The organism is Myxococcus sp. CA056, assembly GCF_013336715.1.
GTDB classification, from domain to species: domain Bacteria; phylum Myxococcota; class Myxococcia; order Myxococcales; family Myxococcaceae; genus Myxococcus; species Myxococcus llanfairpwllgwyngyllgogerychwyrndrobwllllantysiliogogogochensis.
In genome coordinates, this window is the sequence record NZ_JABUMT010000002.1 from 921062 (window position 1) to 937860 (window position 16799).

A 16799-nucleotide genomic window follows, 5' to 3' on the forward strand; every position below is an offset into this window, starting at 1 on the left:
CATGCGGACCGAATGGCTGATGGATGGGGCCACGTGGTTGGCGTCGTGGCCGGAAGGGTTGTGGCGAGCGTCGTGGCAGGGCGCGCTGTGTGCCGCGCTGGTGTGGGCGGTGACGCGACTGTGGACGCGGATGCCGGCCTCGCTGCGCGCGGGCATGTGGTGGTTGGTGGCGCTCAAGTTCGTGGTGTCGCTGGGTGGGCCGCGTCCGCTGGCGCTGCCGGTGTTGCCCGCGTCGCTCGCGTTCCTCTCCGGGCAGGCGGAGTCGTCGGAGTCCGATGGCGCGCCGCTCGTCGAGGGCGGAGCGGTGGGGGCGTCGCCCGTGTCACGAGGTTCGGAGGGATGGGCTCCGTCCATCGGCGCGGCGCACGGTCTGGTGGGCGAGCGTGACGCGCACGTGGGCAACCTCGGGATGGTGGGAGGCGCCGTCCACCTGGTGCCGGCGGGACAGAGCACGAAGGCGCCGGGGGCCGAGTCTCCGCGTCTCGCGGAAGGCGGGCAGGGCGCGAGGATGTCGGAGGCAGGATCTCCGAATCTCACGGAGGGCGGGCAGGTCGCGAGGATGCTCGGAGCCGAGTCTCCGCGTCTCGCGGAAGGCGGGCAGGGCGCGAGGAGGTCGGAGGCAGGAACTCCGAATCTCATGGAGGGCGGGCAGGTCTCGAAGGTGCTGGGGGCCGAGTCTCCGCGCCTGACGGAGGGCGGTCACGCCGCGAAGGTGCTGGGGGCCGAGTCTCCGCGTCTCACGGAGGGCGGGCAGGTCGTCGCGGGCGGACTGCTGAAGCCGTCGACGCCTGGGGCACGTGCCTCGGGAGCAGGCTGGAAGCAGTTCGTCGTGCTGGCGCTCCTGGCTGCGTGGGTGGTGGGCGTGCTGTGGCAGGTGCGAGCGCAGGTGCGGAGCTGGGCGTTGATGCGGCGGTTGCGCCGGAACGCCCGCCCCCTGGAGCACCCGGTATTGGAGTCCGAGGTCCTCGAGCTGTCCGAGAGCGCGGGACTGCGACGTGCTCCCAGGTTGCTCGTGTCGGACGAGGTGGCGAGCCCGCTGGCCACGGGGTTGTGGTCTCCGGTGGTGGTGCTGCCGACGAAGGCGGTGCGGCGGCTTCCGGTGGAAGGGCTGCGCATGGCGCTGGCACACGAGGTGGCGCACCTGAAGCGCGGTGACTTGTGGCTCGGCTGGGTGCCGGCACTCGCGGAGGCGCTGCTCTTCTTCCACCCGCTCGCGCGTCGGGCGGCCCGTGAATACGCGCTGGCCCGTGAGGAGGCGTGTGACGCGGAAGCGCTGCGGCTCACCGGCGCGGAGCCCGCGGATTACGGCGAACTGTTGCTCGCCTTCGGAGTCACCCGTCCTCATGGGACCGCCGCCGCGCTCGGTGCGTCCGCCCACGTTCACGCGTTGCACAGGAGGTTGAGCATGCTGGAGCACGTCGACATCGGTTCCTCCCGTTCCCGTCGTTGGTTGAAAGTGACGCTCTCCGCGCTGGGGCTCGTGGCCCTGGTTCCCTTCCAGGTCGTCGCTCGACAGGAAGCGAAGTCGGTGCCGGAGACAGAGTCGAAGCAGGGGAGCGCGCCTCCCGCGCTGACGGCCGTGGCGGAGACGAGTCCCGGTGGGCCGACGTCGACCGACAGCGCCCAGCCAGCAGCGGTGCCTTCCAGGAAGCAGGGCACGGTGCGCACCGGGACGATGGACGCGCCGACGCCGATCGCCGTTGCGAGTCCTGTTGCGCCGATAGCGGCGTCTCCGGTGGGGCCGCGCCCTGTCGCGCCGGTGGCGGCCCTGTCTCCGACTGGACCGAGCCCTGTTGCACCGGTGGCGGTAGCGTCTCCTGCTGGGCTGAGCCCCGTTGCTCCGATGGCGGTGGCGTCTCCAGTGAGTCCGACCCTCGTCGCTCCGGTGGGGGTGGCGTCTCCGGTGGGGCTGCGCCCCATCGCGCCGATGGCGGTGGCATCTCCAGTGAGTCCGACCCTCGTCACTCCCGTGGGGGTGGCGTCTCCAGTGGGGCTGAGCCCCATCGCGCCGATGGCGGTGGCGTCTCCCTCCGGGCCGTCCCCTGTCGCGCCGAGGCCGATGCTGGCCCTTGCGGCGCCGCGCGCTGCCCCTCTGACGCCGCGTCTGGCGATGGCCGGTGTGCCCGCCGCCCCCGTGGCGCCTCCGACTCCGCCCTCGCCGCCTTCTCCTCCCGACTACGACGATGAGGACGACTCCAGCTACGTGCTGCTCTCCGGTGACAAGGCGACGATGCGCGGCAGCACGGTGGACCTGAAGCTCGCGAAGATGTTCAAGGACAAGAACGGCGGCGAGCTGCTCTACGTCCGCCGCAAGGGCGAGGCGTTCATCATCCGCGACACGGCCACCCTGGCGGCGATGAAGGCCGCGCTGGAGCCCATCCGGAAGTTCGGCCTGGTCCAAGGTGGAGTGGGTACGCGCATGGGCGCGCTGGGCGAGGAGCAGGGCAAGCTGGGAATGAAGCAGGGCGCGCTGGGAGTGCAGCAGGGACAGTTGGGCCTGCAGCACGCCGAACTGGCTCACAAGCGGGCGGGGCTGCATCTGCAATCCGCTCGTCTGGACTCGCTCTCCGAGGCTGAGCGCGCGCGTCGCGAGGCGGAGCTGGACAAGCAGGAGGCCGAACTCGACAAGGAGATCGACGCCCTCGACGCGAAGCAGGAGGAGTTGTCGAAGCAACAGGAGGAGCTGGGTCGCGAGCAGGAGAAGCTCGGCAAGCAACAGGAGGAGCTGGGCCGCGAGCAGGAGAAGCTCGGCAAGCAACATGAGAACCAGGTTCGCGACGCGGAAAAGAAGATCCAGTCCGTCATCGACGAGGCGCTGCGCAAGGGCCTGGGCAAGCCGTTGCCCACCTGATGACGGTCCGCGTGGGGACTTGTGACGCGCGGGCTGGCGCTCCTCTACCTTGAGGAGCCCGCCCGCTCCCGGAGGTCCCCATGAGCCTCGCCGCCACGCCCCGCAGTACTCCCACCGGTACGCTGGAGACCATCATCCAGCGGGTGAAGGCAGGCTCGCGAGCGTGGGTGAAGCTCGGGATTCCCGAACGCCTCTCGCTGCTGGAGGACCTCAGCCGTGGCTACATGGCCATCGCCGAGCCGAGCGTGCGCGCGGCGTGTGAGGCGAAGGGAATCGACCCGAACAGTCCCCTGGCTGGCGAGGAGTGGCTGGCCGGGCCCATGGTGGTGGTGCGCAATCTGCGCCTGCTGGCCGCCTCCCTGCGAGACATCCAACGTCACGGTGTCCCGCGCATCCCGGCCTCTCGCCTGCGCACGCTGGAGGACGGAAGGCTCGCGGCGCGCATCTACCCGATGAACGCGCTCGAGGGGATGCTGCTGCCCCACGCCGAGGGGGAGGTCCACTTCCTCCCCGGCGTCACGGCGAGCAACCTCCGCGAGCACCAGGCTTCGTTCTACCGCAAGCCACACGACGGACGCCTGTGCGCGGTGCTCGGCGCGGGCAACGTCAACTCGATTCCGCCCGCTGACTGTCTCTACAAGCTCTTCGTCGAGGGCGCCGCGTGCGTCCTCAAGATGAACCCGGTGAACGCCTACCTGGGGCCCATGCTGGAGCAGGCCTTCGCCTCGCTGGCGCGGCGGGATGTCTTCGCCGTGGTGTACGGCGGCGCGGAGGAGGGCGCGGTGCTGGTGGGGCACGCGGCGGTGGATGAAGTCCACATCACCGGCAGCGACAAGACGCATGACGCGCTGGTGTGGGGGCCGCCGGGTCCGGAGGCGGAGGCCCGTCGCGCGCGCAACGAGCCGTTGCTGCGCAAGCCCTTCACGAGCGAGCTGGGCAACATCTCGCCGGTGGTGGTGGTGCCGGGGCCGTACTCGGAAGGGGAGCTGCGCTTCCAGGCGGACAGCATCGCCGGCATGGTGGCCAACAACGCGTCCTTCAACTGCAACGCGGCGAAGCTGTTGGTGCAGCCCAAGGCCTGGAAGCCGCGTGAGCATGTGGTGGATGCGGTGGAGGTCAGCCTGGGCAAGGCCGCCGTGCGGCGCGCGTACTACCCGGGCGCGGACCAGCGCTGGCGCCAGTTCACCGAGGGGCGTTCCCAACTGCGGCAGGTGGGCCACGCGGGCGTGGGCGAGCTGCCCTTCGCGTTGATTCCGGACGTGGACTCGCGGCAGGCCGAGGACCGCGTCTTCCGTCACGAGCCGTGGTGCACGGTGCTCTCGGAGACGGGTTTGCCCGGCGCGGATGACCCGGTGGCCTTCCTCGACAGCGCGGTGTCGTTCCTCAACGACAAGGTGTGGGGAACGCTGAACGCCACCCTCATCATCCACCCGCGCTCGCTGAAGGACCCGGCCGTGGCGGCCGCGTTGGAGAAGGCCATTCGCGAGCTGCGGTATGGCACGGTGGCGGTGAACACCTGGCCCGCGGCGGGTTATGCGCTCATCTCGCTGCCCTGGGGTGGGCATCCGTCCTCGACGCCCCAGGACATCCAGAGTGGCCAGGGCTGGGTTCACAACAGCCTCATGTTGGAGCAGGTGGAGAAGTCCGTCCTCCGCGGGCCGCTGACGAGCCTTCTCGCCCCGCCGTGGGTCCCCGGACACCGGAGCGTGCGTGACCTGGGGCGGAGGCTGGTCCAGTTCGAGCGGTCCCCGTCCTGGCTCAAGATGCCGGGCATCGCGGCGGCGGCGCTGCGTCGCTGAGTGTCGTGGAATCGCTCTGTGAGCGGAGGCTCGGGGGTGGCCCTTCCTCGGGCTGCCGGGGCTCGCCACCCCGTGATAAACCCGGAGCATGTCATCGACGCATGCTCGGGAAGGCGGACGGTTTCTCCAGGTGGGTCAGCCCCAGGACGCGGTGAAGAGCTTCCAGAAGGGGCTCGCCATCGACCCGAACGACGTGGACTGTCTGCTGGGGCTCGTCCGGACGTACCTGAGCACGGGCGCGGCGGGCGACGCGGAGGCCGCGGCGTTGCGGCTCCTGAAGGCGAAGCCGGACCATGCGGAGGGGCAGGCGCACCTCGCCATGTTGAGGGCGCAGGCGGGCAACGCGGAGGCGCTGGAGGCCCTCAAGGTGCTGGCCTCGGCCCCCACGTCGGGCTACTTCGAGCGCTTCAACCTGGGCGGCCTGTTGCTGGACCGGGGCGATTTGAATGGCGCGCGGGCCGCTTATGAGTCCGCCCTCCAGGTGGCGCCCGACAGCGCGCACACGCACTTCGAGCTGGGGCGCATCCATCTGCAGCAGGGCACGCCGAGCGCGGCGGTGACGCACTTCCAGAAGGCGGCGGAGGGCGCGCCGCAGGAAGCGATGCCGCTGTTGATGTTGATGCGCGCGCACTCGGCACAGGGTGCGCTGGGGTTGGGCATCCAGGCGGGCACGCAGGCGTTGGACAAGGCGCAGGGAGGCCTGCGGCGCGCGGTGCTGGAGGACCTCTTCAAGCTGTACCTGTCAGGGGGCAGTCCCGAGGGCGCCAAGCGCACCGTGCTGGAGCTGCGCCAACTGGAGCCGACGCACATCAACTACGTGTACATGCACGGGCTGGCGGTGATGAGCGCGGGCAGCTTCGCGGAGGCGAAGGACCTCTTCGAGGAGGCGCTGCGGCTGGCGCCCAGGAGCTGGCAGACGTTGCAGGCGCTGGCGCAGATGCATGGCGCGTTGGGTGAGCGCGCGGAGTCGCGTCGGCGACTGGAGGAGGCGGTGGCGCTGGTGCCCACCGAGCTGGGGCCCGTCAATGACCTGGCGCTGCTCTTGATGCAGGACGACGAACACGCTCGCGCGAAGCCGCTCCTGGAGCGGGCACTGGCCGCGCATCCCGAGGATGCGACGACGCACCTCAACATGGCGGTGGCCACCTTCCTGACGGACCGCGCCGCGTGCATCCACCATGCGCAGCGTGCGCAGGCGCTGGGTGAAGGCGTTGTCCGGGAGCAGGCCGAGCGGTTGTTGAAGAAGCTGAACGAGGGCTGAGGGCCTCGCGCGGTGTTGTTGGGCACCGCACCGTGTGCCCAGCGAACCCTCGGGCCTCGTCGCATCGAAGGCGCGACGCCGGGGTGGAGACGCCCTGGCGCTTCGTGCGCTCCACCCTCGCGGGTGCTACCGGCCGAAGAGGCCCCAGCGCTTGGTGGGCGTCTTGCCGCCCTGCACGCGCGACAGTCGCTCTCCCAGGATGCGGCTCATCTCCAGCGCCACGCCCGGGTTGGCCATGACGACGCTGCGGAAGTCCTCGCGGCCCACCGCCGCCAGCTCGCAAGCCGTGGCTGTCACCGCCGTGGCCGTGCGCGGCTCTCCCGTCAGCAGGGCCAGCTCCCCGAAGAAGCCTCCTGGCTTCACCGTGGCCACGGCCTGTCCTCCCGTGTCCCTGAGCTGCACCTCGCCCGCGAGCACCACGTAGAAGCTCTCTCCCGCGTCGCCCTGTCGGAACAGCTCCGTGCCCGCCGGCCACTGGAGGTGCTCCGCGCCGCGTGCCACCGTCTCCAGTTCCTCCGGATTCAACGGCGCCAGGAAGTCCACTTTGCGCAGTGTCGCCGCCAGCGCCGCGGCGCCCGTCGTCCCCACCGGCTCCGCCGTGAGGAACGACACCGCCTCCGCGAGCTGCGCGCGTCGAGCCACGAGGATGATGGTGTGCCCCGCCTTCAGCACCGTGCTCCCATCCGGCAGCGCCGCGCGACCCTGCGGGTCCACCATGCCGATGAAGATGCACTCGCGCGGGAAGCCCTCCATGGCCCGCACCTGCGCCACCGTCTGTCCCGCCACGCGTGCGCGCAACGGCAGCGCCAGCTCGAACAGCACCGTGTCACCGTCGCCCAGCGGCAACGAGCCCGCCACCTGCGGGAAGTCGATGGCCGTGGTCATCTTCGCCACCACCACCTCCGCCTCCGCCACCAGCTCCTTCACTCCCGCCAGCCGGTACGCCTCGCGATAGCTCGTGTCCAGCATGCGCACCATGATGCGCGCGGGAGACATGCTGCGCACCAGCATGGCGAACGCCAGGTTCTCCGAATCTCTCGCCAGCACCCCCGCCGCCACGTCCGCGGACGCCACTCCCGCCGCCTCAAGTACCTGCGGACTCGTCGCGTCCCCGCACACCGCCACCACGCCCACTTCCTCGAAGAGGCGCGTGCAGATGCTCGCGTCCCGCTCGATGACCGTCACGGTGTGCTGCTCGGCCACCAGCCGGGACGCCAGCACACTGCCCACCCGTCCCCCACCCGCGATGACGATTTTCACGACGCCTTCCTCCCGGGCTCCGTTGCCGGCTCGTCGCCGTGCGCTCCGTGCAACACCTTCTCCAGATTCAGTGTCCGCTCATCCAACTGCGCCAGCATGTGCTCCGCCGTCGTCTCGGGGATGAGGCCGCTCCTGCGCGCGACCTGCAGCGCCGTGCGCTCCGCGTCGATGAGCCGACGCCGCATGGCGATGAGGTCCCTCGCCCCCTGCGCGAGGTGATGGTCATTGAGCCGCCGCAGCTCGCGCTCCGCACGGGCGATGCTCACCTGGTACTCGCTGCGCAGGTGGTCATACGCGGCGCGGGGCACCAGTCCCTGCTCATGCAGCGACGCCAGTTCCTGATGCGCCGCGCGACTGGCGATGAGCTTGCCGCGCTGCTCGGACATGGCCAGCGCCACCTCGTCCTGCTGGAACAGGCCCAGCCACTTCAACGCGTGGGTGAGCACCAATCCCTGACCCACCAGCGACACCAGCGTCACGCCGAAGGCGATGGCCACCAGCTTCTCGCGGCCCGGCGTCGTCTCCGGAAGACCCAGCGCGAGTCCGATGGAGAGCGCGCCCTTGATGTTGCCCACGATGAAGACGTGCTGCCAGCGCGGCGGCACCGCCTCCGCCGGACGGATGAGCCGCAGGAGCAGGAAGGGCCCGTAGATGGCCACCGCGCGCCCGCCCAACACACAGCCCACCGCGATGGCCGTCTCCGGCAGGTAGCCGCTGAGCGTCTCCGGCTTGGTGGTGAGTCCCACCGCCAGGAACAGGAAGGTGTTCACCCCGAACGTGGCGTACTCCCAGAAGGAGTGGATGGCCACCCGACTCTGTGGGGACACGTCCTTGCGCAGCCCGACACCGACGGCCAGTCCCGCGACGACGGCGGAGATGGCACCCGACAGGTGAATCTGCTCGGCGACCACGAACGAGGCCAGGGCCACGGCCGTCGTCACCATGATTTCGGCCAGCGGGTCCTCGGTGCGGCGGATGACGAAGGCGCCCAGCATGCCCACCGCGAGCCCCACCACCGCGCCACCCGCCGAGGCGAGCAACACGCGAGCGGCCAGCATCGGCAGGGACGGCGCCGCCGCTCCCGCCACCACGCTGGCGATGGCCGCGTAGGCCACCAACGCCGTGCCGTCGTTGAAGAGGCTCTCGCCCTGGATGATGCCGGACAAGCGAGGCGGCACCGGGGCGCGACGGAACGCATAGAGGATGGAGACGGTGTCCGTCACGGCCAGCAGCGCGCCCAAAAGCAGCGCGGGCCAGATGGCCAGGTCCACCAGGTAGTGCAGCGCGGTGCCCGTGGCGCCAATGGCCAGCACCATGCCGACGGTGGACAGGATGAGGATGGGCAGGGCATTGGCGCGGATGCCATTGAGGTCCGCGGTGATGCCTCCTTCGAACAGCAGCGCCGGCAGGCAGACGAGGAACACCACCTCCGGGTTGAGTGGCGGCACGCCGGGGAGCAGGTTGCCCACCGAGATGAGCAGGCCTCCCACCACGAGCGCCACGTTGTAGGGCATGTTCGCCCGCTTGGCGGCGATGGCCAGGACGATGGCAGCCACCATCAATCCAATGACGAGAGGCATCTCCAAGTGCACGGCGCGCAGTCTTCCAGAACGGAAGAGCGAGGTCACGACCCCATCTTGAGCGGCCTGCCGGTCGCGGGCTTCATCGCCTCAGGCGGAGGATGAGGTCCTTCTTCGCCCCGCAGTCCCCACGCCCATCGCAGTTGCTCGTGGTGACGTACAGGTGGCCGTCCGGACCCATGCTCACCTCGCGCAGCCGGCCGTACGTGTCGCGCAGGTAGACCTCGTGGAGGGTGACTCGGGCGGGGTTGTCAGCGGCGAACCGCACACGGTGCAGGTGCCGCGAGCCCAGCGTGCCCACCAGCAGCGAGCCCGTCCATTCGGGGATGGCGGTGCCGGTGTAGAGGGCGGCGCCCCCGGGAGGCATCGCGTCCGCGAAGGTGAGCGAGGGCGTGATTTGCCCCGCGTGAAGCTCGCACGAGTAGATGCCGGGCCAGCCCAGGTTGCTCCCAGGACGGGCGAGGCTCACCTCGTCGTGCCCCCGGCGCATCGTCTCTCCGCTCGGGCCGTGGTCCGTGACGTACAGCGTGGTGGCATCCTTCCAGTCCCAGCCCTGGAGGTTGCGGATGCCGGTGAGGAACGCGGGGGAGCCGGGGAAGGGGTTGTCCTGGGGGATTTGTCCTTCGGGAGTCAGGCGCAGGAGCTTGCCCGCCGGGTCATTGACGTTCTGCGAGCGGTCCGGCTCGCGGGCGTCACCGGTGCCCGCGTAGAGCATGCCGTCGGGGCCGAAGCGCAGCCGTCCTCCGTCGTGGTACGTCGCGGAGGGGATGCCGCCGAAGACGACGCGGTCGAACGTCGCGGTGGTGTGGTCCTCGGAGAGCGTCCACCGCTCCACGCGGTTCTCGTCCTGCCCGCCCGCGTCGGTGGTGACGTACACGTAGAACTGGCGGTTCGTCGCGAAGTCCGGGTGCGCGGCGATGCCGAGCAGGCCGCCCTCCGCGGCGCGGGTGATGCGCACGGTGGCCACGGGCTGGGGCTGGAGCACGCCGGCCTTGAGCAGGCGCACGCGACCAGGTCGCTCGGTGACGAGCGCGTCTCCACCCGGCAGCCAGGCGATGCCCCAGGGGACCTCCAGGCCCTCGGCGACGACGTCCACGGTGATGGGCACGGCGCCATCCGGGCCCCAGTCGTCCGCGACGCGCACGCAGTCCTCGGGTGAGGCGGTGCCCTGGGACTGGCTCTTGCGACAGGCGGAGGCCGACACGGCGAGCACCACGAGGGCGGAGGCGAGCAGGCGAGAGGCGCGCATGGGGCGATTAATGTCCGCGGTCGGGTGGGGGCGCCAGCGTGACGGATGGCGGACGTGAGGGTGAGGACGCTCGGGGAGGCGTCCCTCGTCGGGAGGGTGGGCAGGCGGGCGGGCCGAGCGCGGAGGCGCGCCTGTGTCGCCACGGGGCGCGTGGGCACCTTGAGCGCACGGGACAACCCGTCCATTCGCAACAAGGAGACGTCCTATGGCGCGCATCGCGTTCATCCTGGCCGACGACTTCGAGGATTCCGAGTTCCGCATTCCGTATGACCGCGTGAAGCAAGCAGGGCACGAGGCGGTCGTCATCGGCGTGGAGGCCGACACGCCCGTGAAGGGCAAGAAGGGCAAGGAGGTCATCACCCCGGACAAGGCCGTGCGGAACGTGTCGTCCCGGGACTTCGATGCGCTGGTGATTCCGGGGGGCTACTCACCGGACCACCTGCGCATGGACATCGACATGGTGGGCTTCGTGCGGGACTTCTACCGCGCGGACAAGCCGTTGGCGGCTGTGTGCCATGCGCCGTGGATGCTGGTGGAGGCGGACATCGCGGATGGGATGACGCTCACGTCGTGGCCCTCCATCCGCACGGACCTCATCAACGCGGGCGCGCGCTGGGTGGACCGCGAGGTGGTGGAGGATGGCAACCTCATCACCTCGCGCAACCCGGGGGACCTGCCGGCCTTCACTGAGGCGCTGCTGCGACAGGTGGCCCAGGGCATCGCCCCACGCCTGGAATCACCGCGCGGGCGCGAGGCCACTTCGGAGCAGCCGTCCAGCGTGCACTGAGTCCGTCACGGGCCACGAGCGGACGGGATGTGTCGGCTCGTGGCCTGTTGTTGCGGGAGTGCGTTCCTCGGTCAGACGGGCTGCTGGTTCATGAAGGTCTGGAGGGTGGCCGCGCAGTGGCCGCAGTGCTCCCGGAAGGGCGCGCTGAGCGCGGGCTCTCGTGAGAGCTTCTCCCAGTAGGACAGGGCGAGGCGTGCGGCGTCGGACCAGATGTCCACGGTGCTCGCGGTGGGCGGGCGTGGCGTGAAGGTCCGCTCGACGAGGTTCGTTCCCACGGGCGCGAACACCATGGGCAGCATGTCGTAGACCGGCGCGAGTCGGAACCGCTTCGGCCCTTCTGGGAAGAAGGACAGGTTGCCGAAGTGGCGGTCCGTGTTGCCGGTGAGCTGGCCGAAGGTGTCGAGCCAGCGCATTCGCCGTGCATCGTCTTCGGAGACGAGCTGCGCCTCGTGCATTCTCGATGCGGCCTGCGTCCAGGTGTCGCGCGGGCCGATGTACTCGTCGGTGATGGCTCCGAGTGACAGCAGGGCCTTCCTGCCGCGTGCGCCGAGCCGGTCGAAGCGTTCCACTTCGAGGAAGCGATGGTCCTCCACATCCAGCCAACGCGCGTTGGCCGCGGGGATGCCCGCGTCGCGAAGTGTTTCAAGCGCGAGCGCTTCGGCGATGAGCAGGTCCCTCCATCGAGAGGCCGCTGCTCCATCGTCGGGGCCCGCGAACTTCACGATGACGTGGCGACCCAGGGAGTACGTGGCGAACTTGGGATGCTCTCCGCCCACGGAGGAGCCCGACGGTCCCTGTTCGGAAGCCCGTGCGAGCGCGAGGTAGTCGTCGGGAGTCGCCGTGGGCAGAGGCGTGGCGAGATATCGGTCGAGCGATTCGTCACCGAGGATGAGGTCTCCGACGCAGTCCTCTCCACGCAGGGCCAGCGCGACGAGACAGTGGTCATCCGTCCAGTCCGCCACGCGTTGGGGGAGCAAGAGCTCGGGATGGCGGAGTGAGAATGTCCGGCCGATGTAGCCCTGTGGACTCATGTCCGTCGCGAACGGCGGGAGCCCCTCGAAGTGCTTGGGCGCGCGTTCCGTGTATTCGAGCCAGTGTCGACCACCCGTGAGCAAGCGGAGCACGCCGTACCGGTGGACAGCGCCTGCTTCATCGATGCGGTGGACGTTCAGCCGTGTGCCGAGCGGGGGCGGCTCGCGGGTCCGCGCATAGCGGGTCGCCGGTCCTTCGCCCATGCGACACACGCGGTCCCCCGCTGCGAGCAGGAGGCGCGTCACCGAGGGGCGAGAAACCTTGAGCTGCGTCGCGAGCTCGCTCGCTCGGGCTTCATCCCGACGGCCGAGGGCCGCTAGAAGCTGTTCCACCGTGGCCATGAAGTGGGGCCCGCCCTGTCTCCCTGATTCAACCCGTGAACAGATTTCTGATTCGATTCGTGAACCGAATCCCGAAGGATGTTCGAGATGAGAGCCACGAGCATCTTCTTGGATTCACTGGGAAAATGAAACCGGGCCGCCCCGCGTGAGAGCGGAGTCGGCCCGGTGGGCACAGCAAGATGAACAGCTCCCTGGACCTCAGTGGTCGCCGTAGCGCTTCTCGCCGGCCTCCACGCGGAGGGCCAGGCGGTTGCCACGCGGAGGCAGCGGGCAGGTGGCGAAGCGCGTGAAGGCGCAGGGCGGGTTGTAGGAGCGGTTGAAGTCGAGCACCACCTGTCCGTCCTTCGGCATGTCCGAGTACAGGAAGCGGCCCGCGCCGTACGTCGCATCGCGGTTCGTCTCGTCCGCGAAGATGATGAAGAGCTGGTTGGAGCCCTCTTCCTCCACCGGCGTCAGGCGGTACTCCTTGCCGTCCATGGTGAAGACGAGCGTGCCCGGCGCCTTCATCTCCTCCGTGGTGCCCAGCACGTTGGGAACCTGGAGCGTGCGCGGCGTGGCCGAGGGCTCGAAGCGCGCGGTGACGCGCCACGTGGGGCTCGCCGGATAGGTCTCGATGCCGTGGAACTGCTTGCGCGCCTGCGCCTGCGAGTCCTTCACACGCACGCCCAGCTTGTCGCCTCGGAGGATGACCTGGAAGTTGAGGCTGCCGAGCTTCACCACATCCGGGGAGCCCTTCTCGTCCGTCTTCAGCTCGCCCCCGGTGAAGGGCGCGTTGTTGCGCGTGAACTGCACACCCGACGCGGGCTGGAAGCTGACGGTGTTGCCCTTGCGCGTGAAGATGCCGAGCTTCGCGGGCGTACCGGCCGGGAAGTCCAGTTCGCTCTCGGGCGCGGAGCCGGCGGTCTGCTCGCCCTCCTTGAGCCAGAAGAGGCCGACGAGCGTCAACCAACCCTCCTCGGACTGGAGTCGCTGGATGCGCTGCTCATGCCAGGCGCGGGTGGAGGCGGTGAGGTCTTCGGGCGTCGTGGGAGTGGACACAGTCTTGGCGGGGGCAGCGGGTTTCGGCGGCGGGGCCTTCTGCGGGGCCGGCGCGGCCTGGAGGGCGAGGGACAGGGCCAGGGCAAGGGGCGTCATGTCGGGTGCCTCGGTGAGAGGGGGCTTCCAGCAGCGGCCCCCTGTCTAACAGGGTGGGGTGCGCGGCGCAGGGTTGCAGGCGACCGGGCTCCGTGCGAAGCCGGACACCCGCCGTGGAACTCGACCTGAAGCCGGCACCGCCGCCGGGTGCCTTCCGCAAGCTCGCCCTGGGGGCGTGGCGTTCGCCCAGGGACCCGAGCGCCTATGCGTCCCTCGAAGTGCGCATGGAGAAGGCCGTCGCGTTCCTGGAGGCGTGGCGGGCTCGCACCGGACAGCGACTCACGGTGACGCACCTGGTGGCCAAGGCGTCCGCGGATGCGCTGCGCCTGCACCCCGAGGCCAACGTGCTCCTGCGTTGGGGCGCGCCCTCGCTGCGTGTGGACGTGGGGGTGTGCGTGCTCGTCGTGCAGCCCGAGGAGTCGGGACGGGCGGACCTGACGACGGCCACGGTGCCTCGGGCGGACACCCTGTCCTTGGAGGAGTTCGCGCGGGCGATGGAGGCCGTCGTGTCCCAGGTGCGCTCGCGCAAGGACGCGGTCATCGAGCGGGGCAAGCGTCGCTCGTATCGCATCCCCGGGATGCTCATGGGGCTGGCGCTGCGGCTCCTGTCCTTCGTCTGGTTCACGCTGAACGTGGACCTGCGCTGGGTGGGGATGCCCAGGGACCCGTTTGGTTCGGTGGTGGTGACGAGCCTGGGCTCGCTGGGGCTGGAGCGCGGCTTCGTGGCGACGGTGCCGTACACGCGGGTGCCGCTCATCCTCGCGCCGGGTGCGGTGCGGTCCGTGCCGGTGGTGGAGGCGGGCGAGCTGGTTCCCGGGCGGATGATGACGCTGACGTGTACGTGGGACGCGCGGGCGCTCGACGTGGAGGTGGTGGCGAAGGTGCTGCGGCACGTGGGCGCGGCGCTGGAGTCGCCCGAGGAAACGTGGGGGGCTGCGAGCGGCGAGCGGGTGGGGTAGAACGGGACACGTCGCCACTGCTGGAGGTCCCGTCATGCCCGTGGATACCAATCGTCGCGTTGCCTCCGCCCGTCCCGTGGGGCGCGCGCTCGGAGGGCAGGACCGCTACGAGAAGGAAGCGCTCGAGGGCCCGGCGGAAGGTCCACTGGCGATGACTCGACGCCAGCGACTGGCGGGTGGGCCCAATCGCGCGGAAGGGGAGAGCCCCTTCGCCGCGAAGATGCGGCAGCTCGCGGAGAGCAAGTCGTCCAAGGACGAGGAGCGCTGAGGTCTTTTGTGGAGCAGGCCCCTCGATGAAGGTCTATCTGGACGACGAGAGGCCCACGCCGGAGGGCTGGGTGGCGGTGCGGTGGCCGGAGGAGGCCATCGCGTTGCTCGAAGGTGGGCAGGTGGTCGAGCTCAGCCTCGACCATGACCTTGGAGACGATGAGCATGGCACGGGCTACGACGTGCTGCTCTGGCTCGAGGAAGCGGTGGCCACGCGGGGCTTTGTTCCTCCGCGTGTCCGGGTGCATTCAGCGAACAGCTCCGCGCGCCACAAGATGGAGCTGGCGATGGAGCGCATCGAGCGTTTCGTTCGCGAGCGGTGACGGCTCAGCGTGAGCGCGGAGTTGGACTCGGGCTCGGGGCGACCTGGATGCGGGTCGCGTTGGTGCTGCCGTCGGCGATGAGGCTGAAGGCCGCCTGGACGGCGGTGCCTTGGGGCAGGCTCTCGAGTGAGATGCGTTGTCCGTTGCGGACCACCTGGGTGTTCTGGCCGACGCGGAGGTTGTAGAGGTCTCCGGTCTCCGCGTCTCGGACCACGACGCGTCCCTTCGAGGTCGAGGCCACCTGTCCGCGCATGACGACGTTGGCGACCACGGTCTTCTCGGGGTCCGCCCCCGTGTCCCGCGCGGGCTCCGGGGACGCGCTCTGTTTGGGGGGCGTGCTCTGGTCCGAGGTCGCCTGTCCCGAGGTTGCCTGTCCCGAGGCCGCCTGTCCCGAGCCGCCGGTGCCTTCGTCCTGTTTGTCCGAGTGCGGGCCGCGCAGGGCGTTGACCTGTCGCTGGAGGCGCAGGACATCGGAGCGAAGCATCGCGACTTCACGAGTCAATTGCTGCGGGCTCAGGTCCTTCCCCGAGGATGCGGCTTCCGCGCTGCCACCATGCGCGTCACCCGCCGCGTCGGAAGGTTCGGTGCCTCCCTGCGTGGGAGGAGCCCTGCCGCTGGGGACGTCACTTCCAGAGCCTTGGTTTCCAGCGCCTTGGTTCGAGGCCGGGGTGTTGTTCGTGTTTCCGGAGCCACCCGTGCCCGAGTAATCCGTGTTCGGCGTACCGAGGTTGTCCTCGGCTCCGGTGGCGCCCTGTGGGACGGGAGAGTAGCTGCCGGACTCATATGTGCCCGGTGGCTGCGTGCCGGTATCTCCCGAGACACCTCGGCCTTGCTGGTTCTGTGGAGGTGAGGTCATTCCAGGAGCGGACGACCCACCGCTCGACCCACCGCCCGCTGTCTGCGCGAGGGCAACGGGAGTCATCAAGAAGCTGAACGTCAGGGCCGCGGAGAAGAGCGCTCGTCGCATGGTGGGGTCCTTTCCTCGTGCTCAAGGTTGAGGCTTGGGGCCCTGGCGACAAGCGAGCCTCGCGGAAGCTCGCACGCTCGCGTTCATCCGGAGTGATGCCCGTCCGCGTGGCGTCCCTGCGAGCAGGGCGGGAGGGGAGCGTGGAGGGTTCGGCCGGGCGTCGACGGAGAAGTGGTGTCCGTTGTGTGAGGGTGCGTCCTCATCGTCAATGCGGTGGGGAGGAATCCCAGGTGTCACCCTCACGAGGCTCTCCGCAAGGAGGCCACTGCACGGGGCGTGGTGCGAGGAGGGGCCGCGCCTTGAGGACTTCCTCCAGTTCATCCACGGTGATGGCCGCGTTCGCGTGAGAGGCTCGCAGGAACCAATCGCGACTCTCGAGGCTGAGCTCCGGATTGCACCAGGGGTCCTGTCTCATGGGGGCGTCGTAGACCGCCTTGAGCAGCGCGATGCTCGCGAGGTCGAGCTCCGCCCACTCCTTGCCGAAGATACTCCTGGCAACGTCGAAGACACCCTGTTGCTGCTCGTGGAGTGCGCGGTGCCGGAGTTCGTGCAGCACCAGGTCCTCCGCGCTCCAGTGGCGAGTGAGCCAGACCGCCAGCGCGACGCGCTCCCCAGGCCGAATGCGGTCGGCGCCGCGCTGCTCCAGGTCGGAACTCCAGCGATACGCGGCATCGAGTGCGAGCCCGAATCCCTCGGGTTCGATTTCTGCGAAGCAGGCGGTTGTAAAAGGGATCAATTGCAATACACCGAGGGCCACTGTCCAGGGCCAGATGGGTTGGACGTGAGTCACCTGGGGCCGTTCCATGCTCATCCACCATCGGAGCCGGAGTTGCTCCGCGGGTCGGAAAAGAGGCACGGGCTTGGAGGGAAGGACAGGGACCCTCGCGAGCGTGTGGCTGTAGAAGCCCTCCAGTGCGGCCAAGGGCACCACAACTGCGAGTCCCAGCAGACACACCAGCCACCGCAAGCCGCGCTTCCATCGCATGGGC

Annotated in this window: 14 protein-coding genes; 7 read left to right on the plus strand and 7 right to left on the minus strand. The window is 69.7% G+C overall.

Features of this window, described 5'->3' with window-relative positions; all coding sequences use genetic code 11:
* Position 1 precedes the first annotated feature (1 nt).
* The 3 genes from HUA76_RS11450 (at position 2) to HUA76_RS11460 (ending at position 5911) form a co-directional block, all read left to right on the plus strand.
* Positions 2–2851 (plus strand): M56 family metallopeptidase, encoded by a 2850-nt coding sequence (locus HUA76_RS11450; protein ID WP_254614137.1) that lies wholly within the window; start codon positions 2–4, stop codon positions 2849–2851.
* 80 nt (positions 2852–2931) lie between these two features.
* Positions 2932–4650: an aldehyde dehydrogenase gene (locus HUA76_RS11455; protein ID WP_174460841.1), complete on the plus strand. Its 1719-nt coding sequence runs from the start codon at positions 2932–2934 to the stop codon at positions 4648–4650.
* 88 nt (positions 4651–4738) lie between these two features.
* Positions 4739–5911 carry a tetratricopeptide repeat protein gene (locus tag HUA76_RS11460; RefSeq protein WP_174454085.1) on the plus strand — a complete coding sequence of 391 codons (1173 nt, stop codon included), beginning with the start codon at positions 4739–4741 and terminating at the stop codon, positions 5909–5911.
* Positions 5912–6037: 126 nt separating this feature from the next.
* Here the strand turns inward: HUA76_RS11460 and HUA76_RS11465 are convergent, their stop codons facing one another.
* The 3 genes from HUA76_RS11465 to HUA76_RS11475 form a co-directional block, all read right to left on the minus strand.
* Complete coding sequence (locus HUA76_RS11465) at positions 6038–7171, minus strand: NAD-binding protein (RefSeq protein WP_174454086.1); 1134 nt, start codon at positions 7169–7171, stop codon at positions 6038–6040.
* Positions 7168–8763, minus strand: coding sequence for a sodium:proton antiporter (locus HUA76_RS11470; protein WP_246137899.1), 1596 nt, complete (start codon positions 8761–8763; stop codon positions 7168–7170). The genes HUA76_RS11465 and HUA76_RS11470 overlap by 4 nt, the downstream gene beginning before the upstream one ends.
* 70 nt (positions 8764–8833) lie before the next feature.
* Entirely contained in the window at positions 8834–10000 is a 1167-nt protein-coding gene (locus tag HUA76_RS11475; protein ID WP_141649430.1) for a sorbosone dehydrogenase family protein, read from the minus strand.
* A 205-nt stretch (positions 10001–10205) separates the two neighbouring features.
* Here HUA76_RS11475 and HUA76_RS11480 point away from each other — a divergent pair, with 205 nt between their 5' ends.
* A complete protein-coding gene (locus tag HUA76_RS11480; protein WP_174454087.1) occupies positions 10206–10787 on the plus strand; it encodes a type 1 glutamine amidotransferase domain-containing protein in 582 nt (193 codons plus the stop codon).
* A gap of 71 nt (positions 10788–10858) precedes the next feature.
* Here the strand turns inward: HUA76_RS11480 and yjjJ are convergent, their stop codons facing one another.
* Both yjjJ and HUA76_RS11490 read right to left on the minus strand, forming a co-directional pair.
* Positions 10859–12160 (minus strand): type II toxin-antitoxin system HipA family toxin YjjJ, encoded by a 1302-nt coding sequence (gene yjjJ / locus HUA76_RS11485; RefSeq protein ID WP_174454088.1) that lies wholly within the window; start codon positions 12158–12160, stop codon positions 10859–10861.
* Positions 12161–12358: 198 nt separating this feature from the next.
* Positions 12359–13294 carry a DUF1684 domain-containing protein gene (locus HUA76_RS11490; RefSeq protein WP_174454089.1) on the minus strand — a complete coding sequence of 312 codons (936 nt, stop codon included), beginning with the start codon at positions 13292–13294 and terminating at the stop codon, positions 12359–12361.
* A gap of 113 nt (positions 13295–13407) precedes the next feature.
* Between HUA76_RS11490 and HUA76_RS11495 the strand changes: the two genes are divergently transcribed.
* The 3 genes from HUA76_RS11495 to HUA76_RS11505 are packed head-to-tail and all read left to right on the plus strand — an operon-like array spanning position 13408 to position 14843.
* A complete protein-coding gene (locus tag HUA76_RS11495; RefSeq protein WP_174460842.1) occupies positions 13408–14253 on the plus strand; it encodes a 2-oxo acid dehydrogenase subunit E2 in 846 nt (281 codons plus the stop codon).
* A gap of 34 nt (positions 14254–14287) precedes the next feature.
* On the plus strand, positions 14288–14521 hold the full coding sequence (locus HUA76_RS11500) for a hypothetical protein (RefSeq protein WP_141646813.1): 234 nt from the start codon (positions 14288–14290) through the stop codon (positions 14519–14521).
* A gap of 25 nt (positions 14522–14546) precedes the next feature.
* Entirely contained in the window at positions 14547–14843 is a 297-nt protein-coding gene (locus HUA76_RS11505; protein ID WP_141646814.1) for a cyclic-phosphate processing receiver domain-containing protein, read from the plus strand.
* 4 nt (positions 14844–14847) lie between these two features.
* Here the strand turns inward: HUA76_RS11505 and HUA76_RS45260 are convergent, their stop codons facing one another.
* Both HUA76_RS45260 and HUA76_RS11515 read right to left on the minus strand, forming a co-directional pair.
* The gene (locus HUA76_RS45260; RefSeq protein ID WP_254614138.1) at positions 14848–15810 is read right to left on the minus strand and encodes a hypothetical protein; all 963 of its coding nucleotides are present in this window, start codon (positions 15808–15810) and stop codon (positions 14848–14850) included.
* Positions 15811–16015: 205 nt separating this feature from the next.
* Positions 16016–16546 (minus strand): transglycosylase domain-containing protein, encoded by a 531-nt coding sequence (locus HUA76_RS11515; protein WP_174454092.1) that lies wholly within the window; start codon positions 16544–16546, stop codon positions 16016–16018.
* Between the last annotated feature and the right edge of the window lie 253 nt (positions 16547–16799).

Excerpts from the sequence above, each read along its gene's own strand:
- HUA76_RS11450 (WP_254614137.1), top strand. The coding sequence starts at position 2 with ATGCGGACCGAATGGCTGATGGATGGGGCCACGTGGTTGGCGTCGTGG.
- HUA76_RS11490 (WP_174454089.1), bottom strand. The coding sequence starts at position 13,294 with ATGACGCCCCTTGCCCTGGCCCTGTCCCTCGCCCTCCAGGCCGCGCCG.
- HUA76_RS11480 (WP_174454087.1), top strand. The coding sequence starts at position 10,206 with ATGGCGCGCATCGCGTTCATCCTGGCCGACGACTTCGAGGATTCCGAG.
- HUA76_RS45260 (WP_254614138.1), bottom strand. The coding sequence starts at position 15,810 with ATGCGACGAGCGCTCTTCTCCGCGGCCCTGACGTTCAGCTTCTTGATG.
- HUA76_RS11500 (WP_141646813.1), top strand. The coding sequence starts at position 14,288 with ATGCCCGTGGATACCAATCGTCGCGTTGCCTCCGCCCGTCCCGTGGGG.
- HUA76_RS11505 (WP_141646814.1), top strand. The coding sequence starts at position 14,547 with ATGAAGGTCTATCTGGACGACGAGAGGCCCACGCCGGAGGGCTGGGTG.
- HUA76_RS11455 (WP_174460841.1), top strand. The coding sequence starts at position 2,932 with ATGAGCCTCGCCGCCACGCCCCGCAGTACTCCCACCGGTACGCTGGAG.
- HUA76_RS11475 (WP_141649430.1), bottom strand. The coding sequence starts at position 10,000 with ATGCGCGCCTCTCGCCTGCTCGCCTCCGCCCTCGTGGTGCTCGCCGTG.
- yjjJ (WP_174454088.1), bottom strand. The coding sequence starts at position 12,160 with ATGGCCACGGTGGAACAGCTTCTAGCGGCCCTCGGCCGTCGGGATGAA.
- HUA76_RS11460 (WP_174454085.1), top strand. The coding sequence starts at position 4,739 with ATGTCATCGACGCATGCTCGGGAAGGCGGACGGTTTCTCCAGGTGGGT.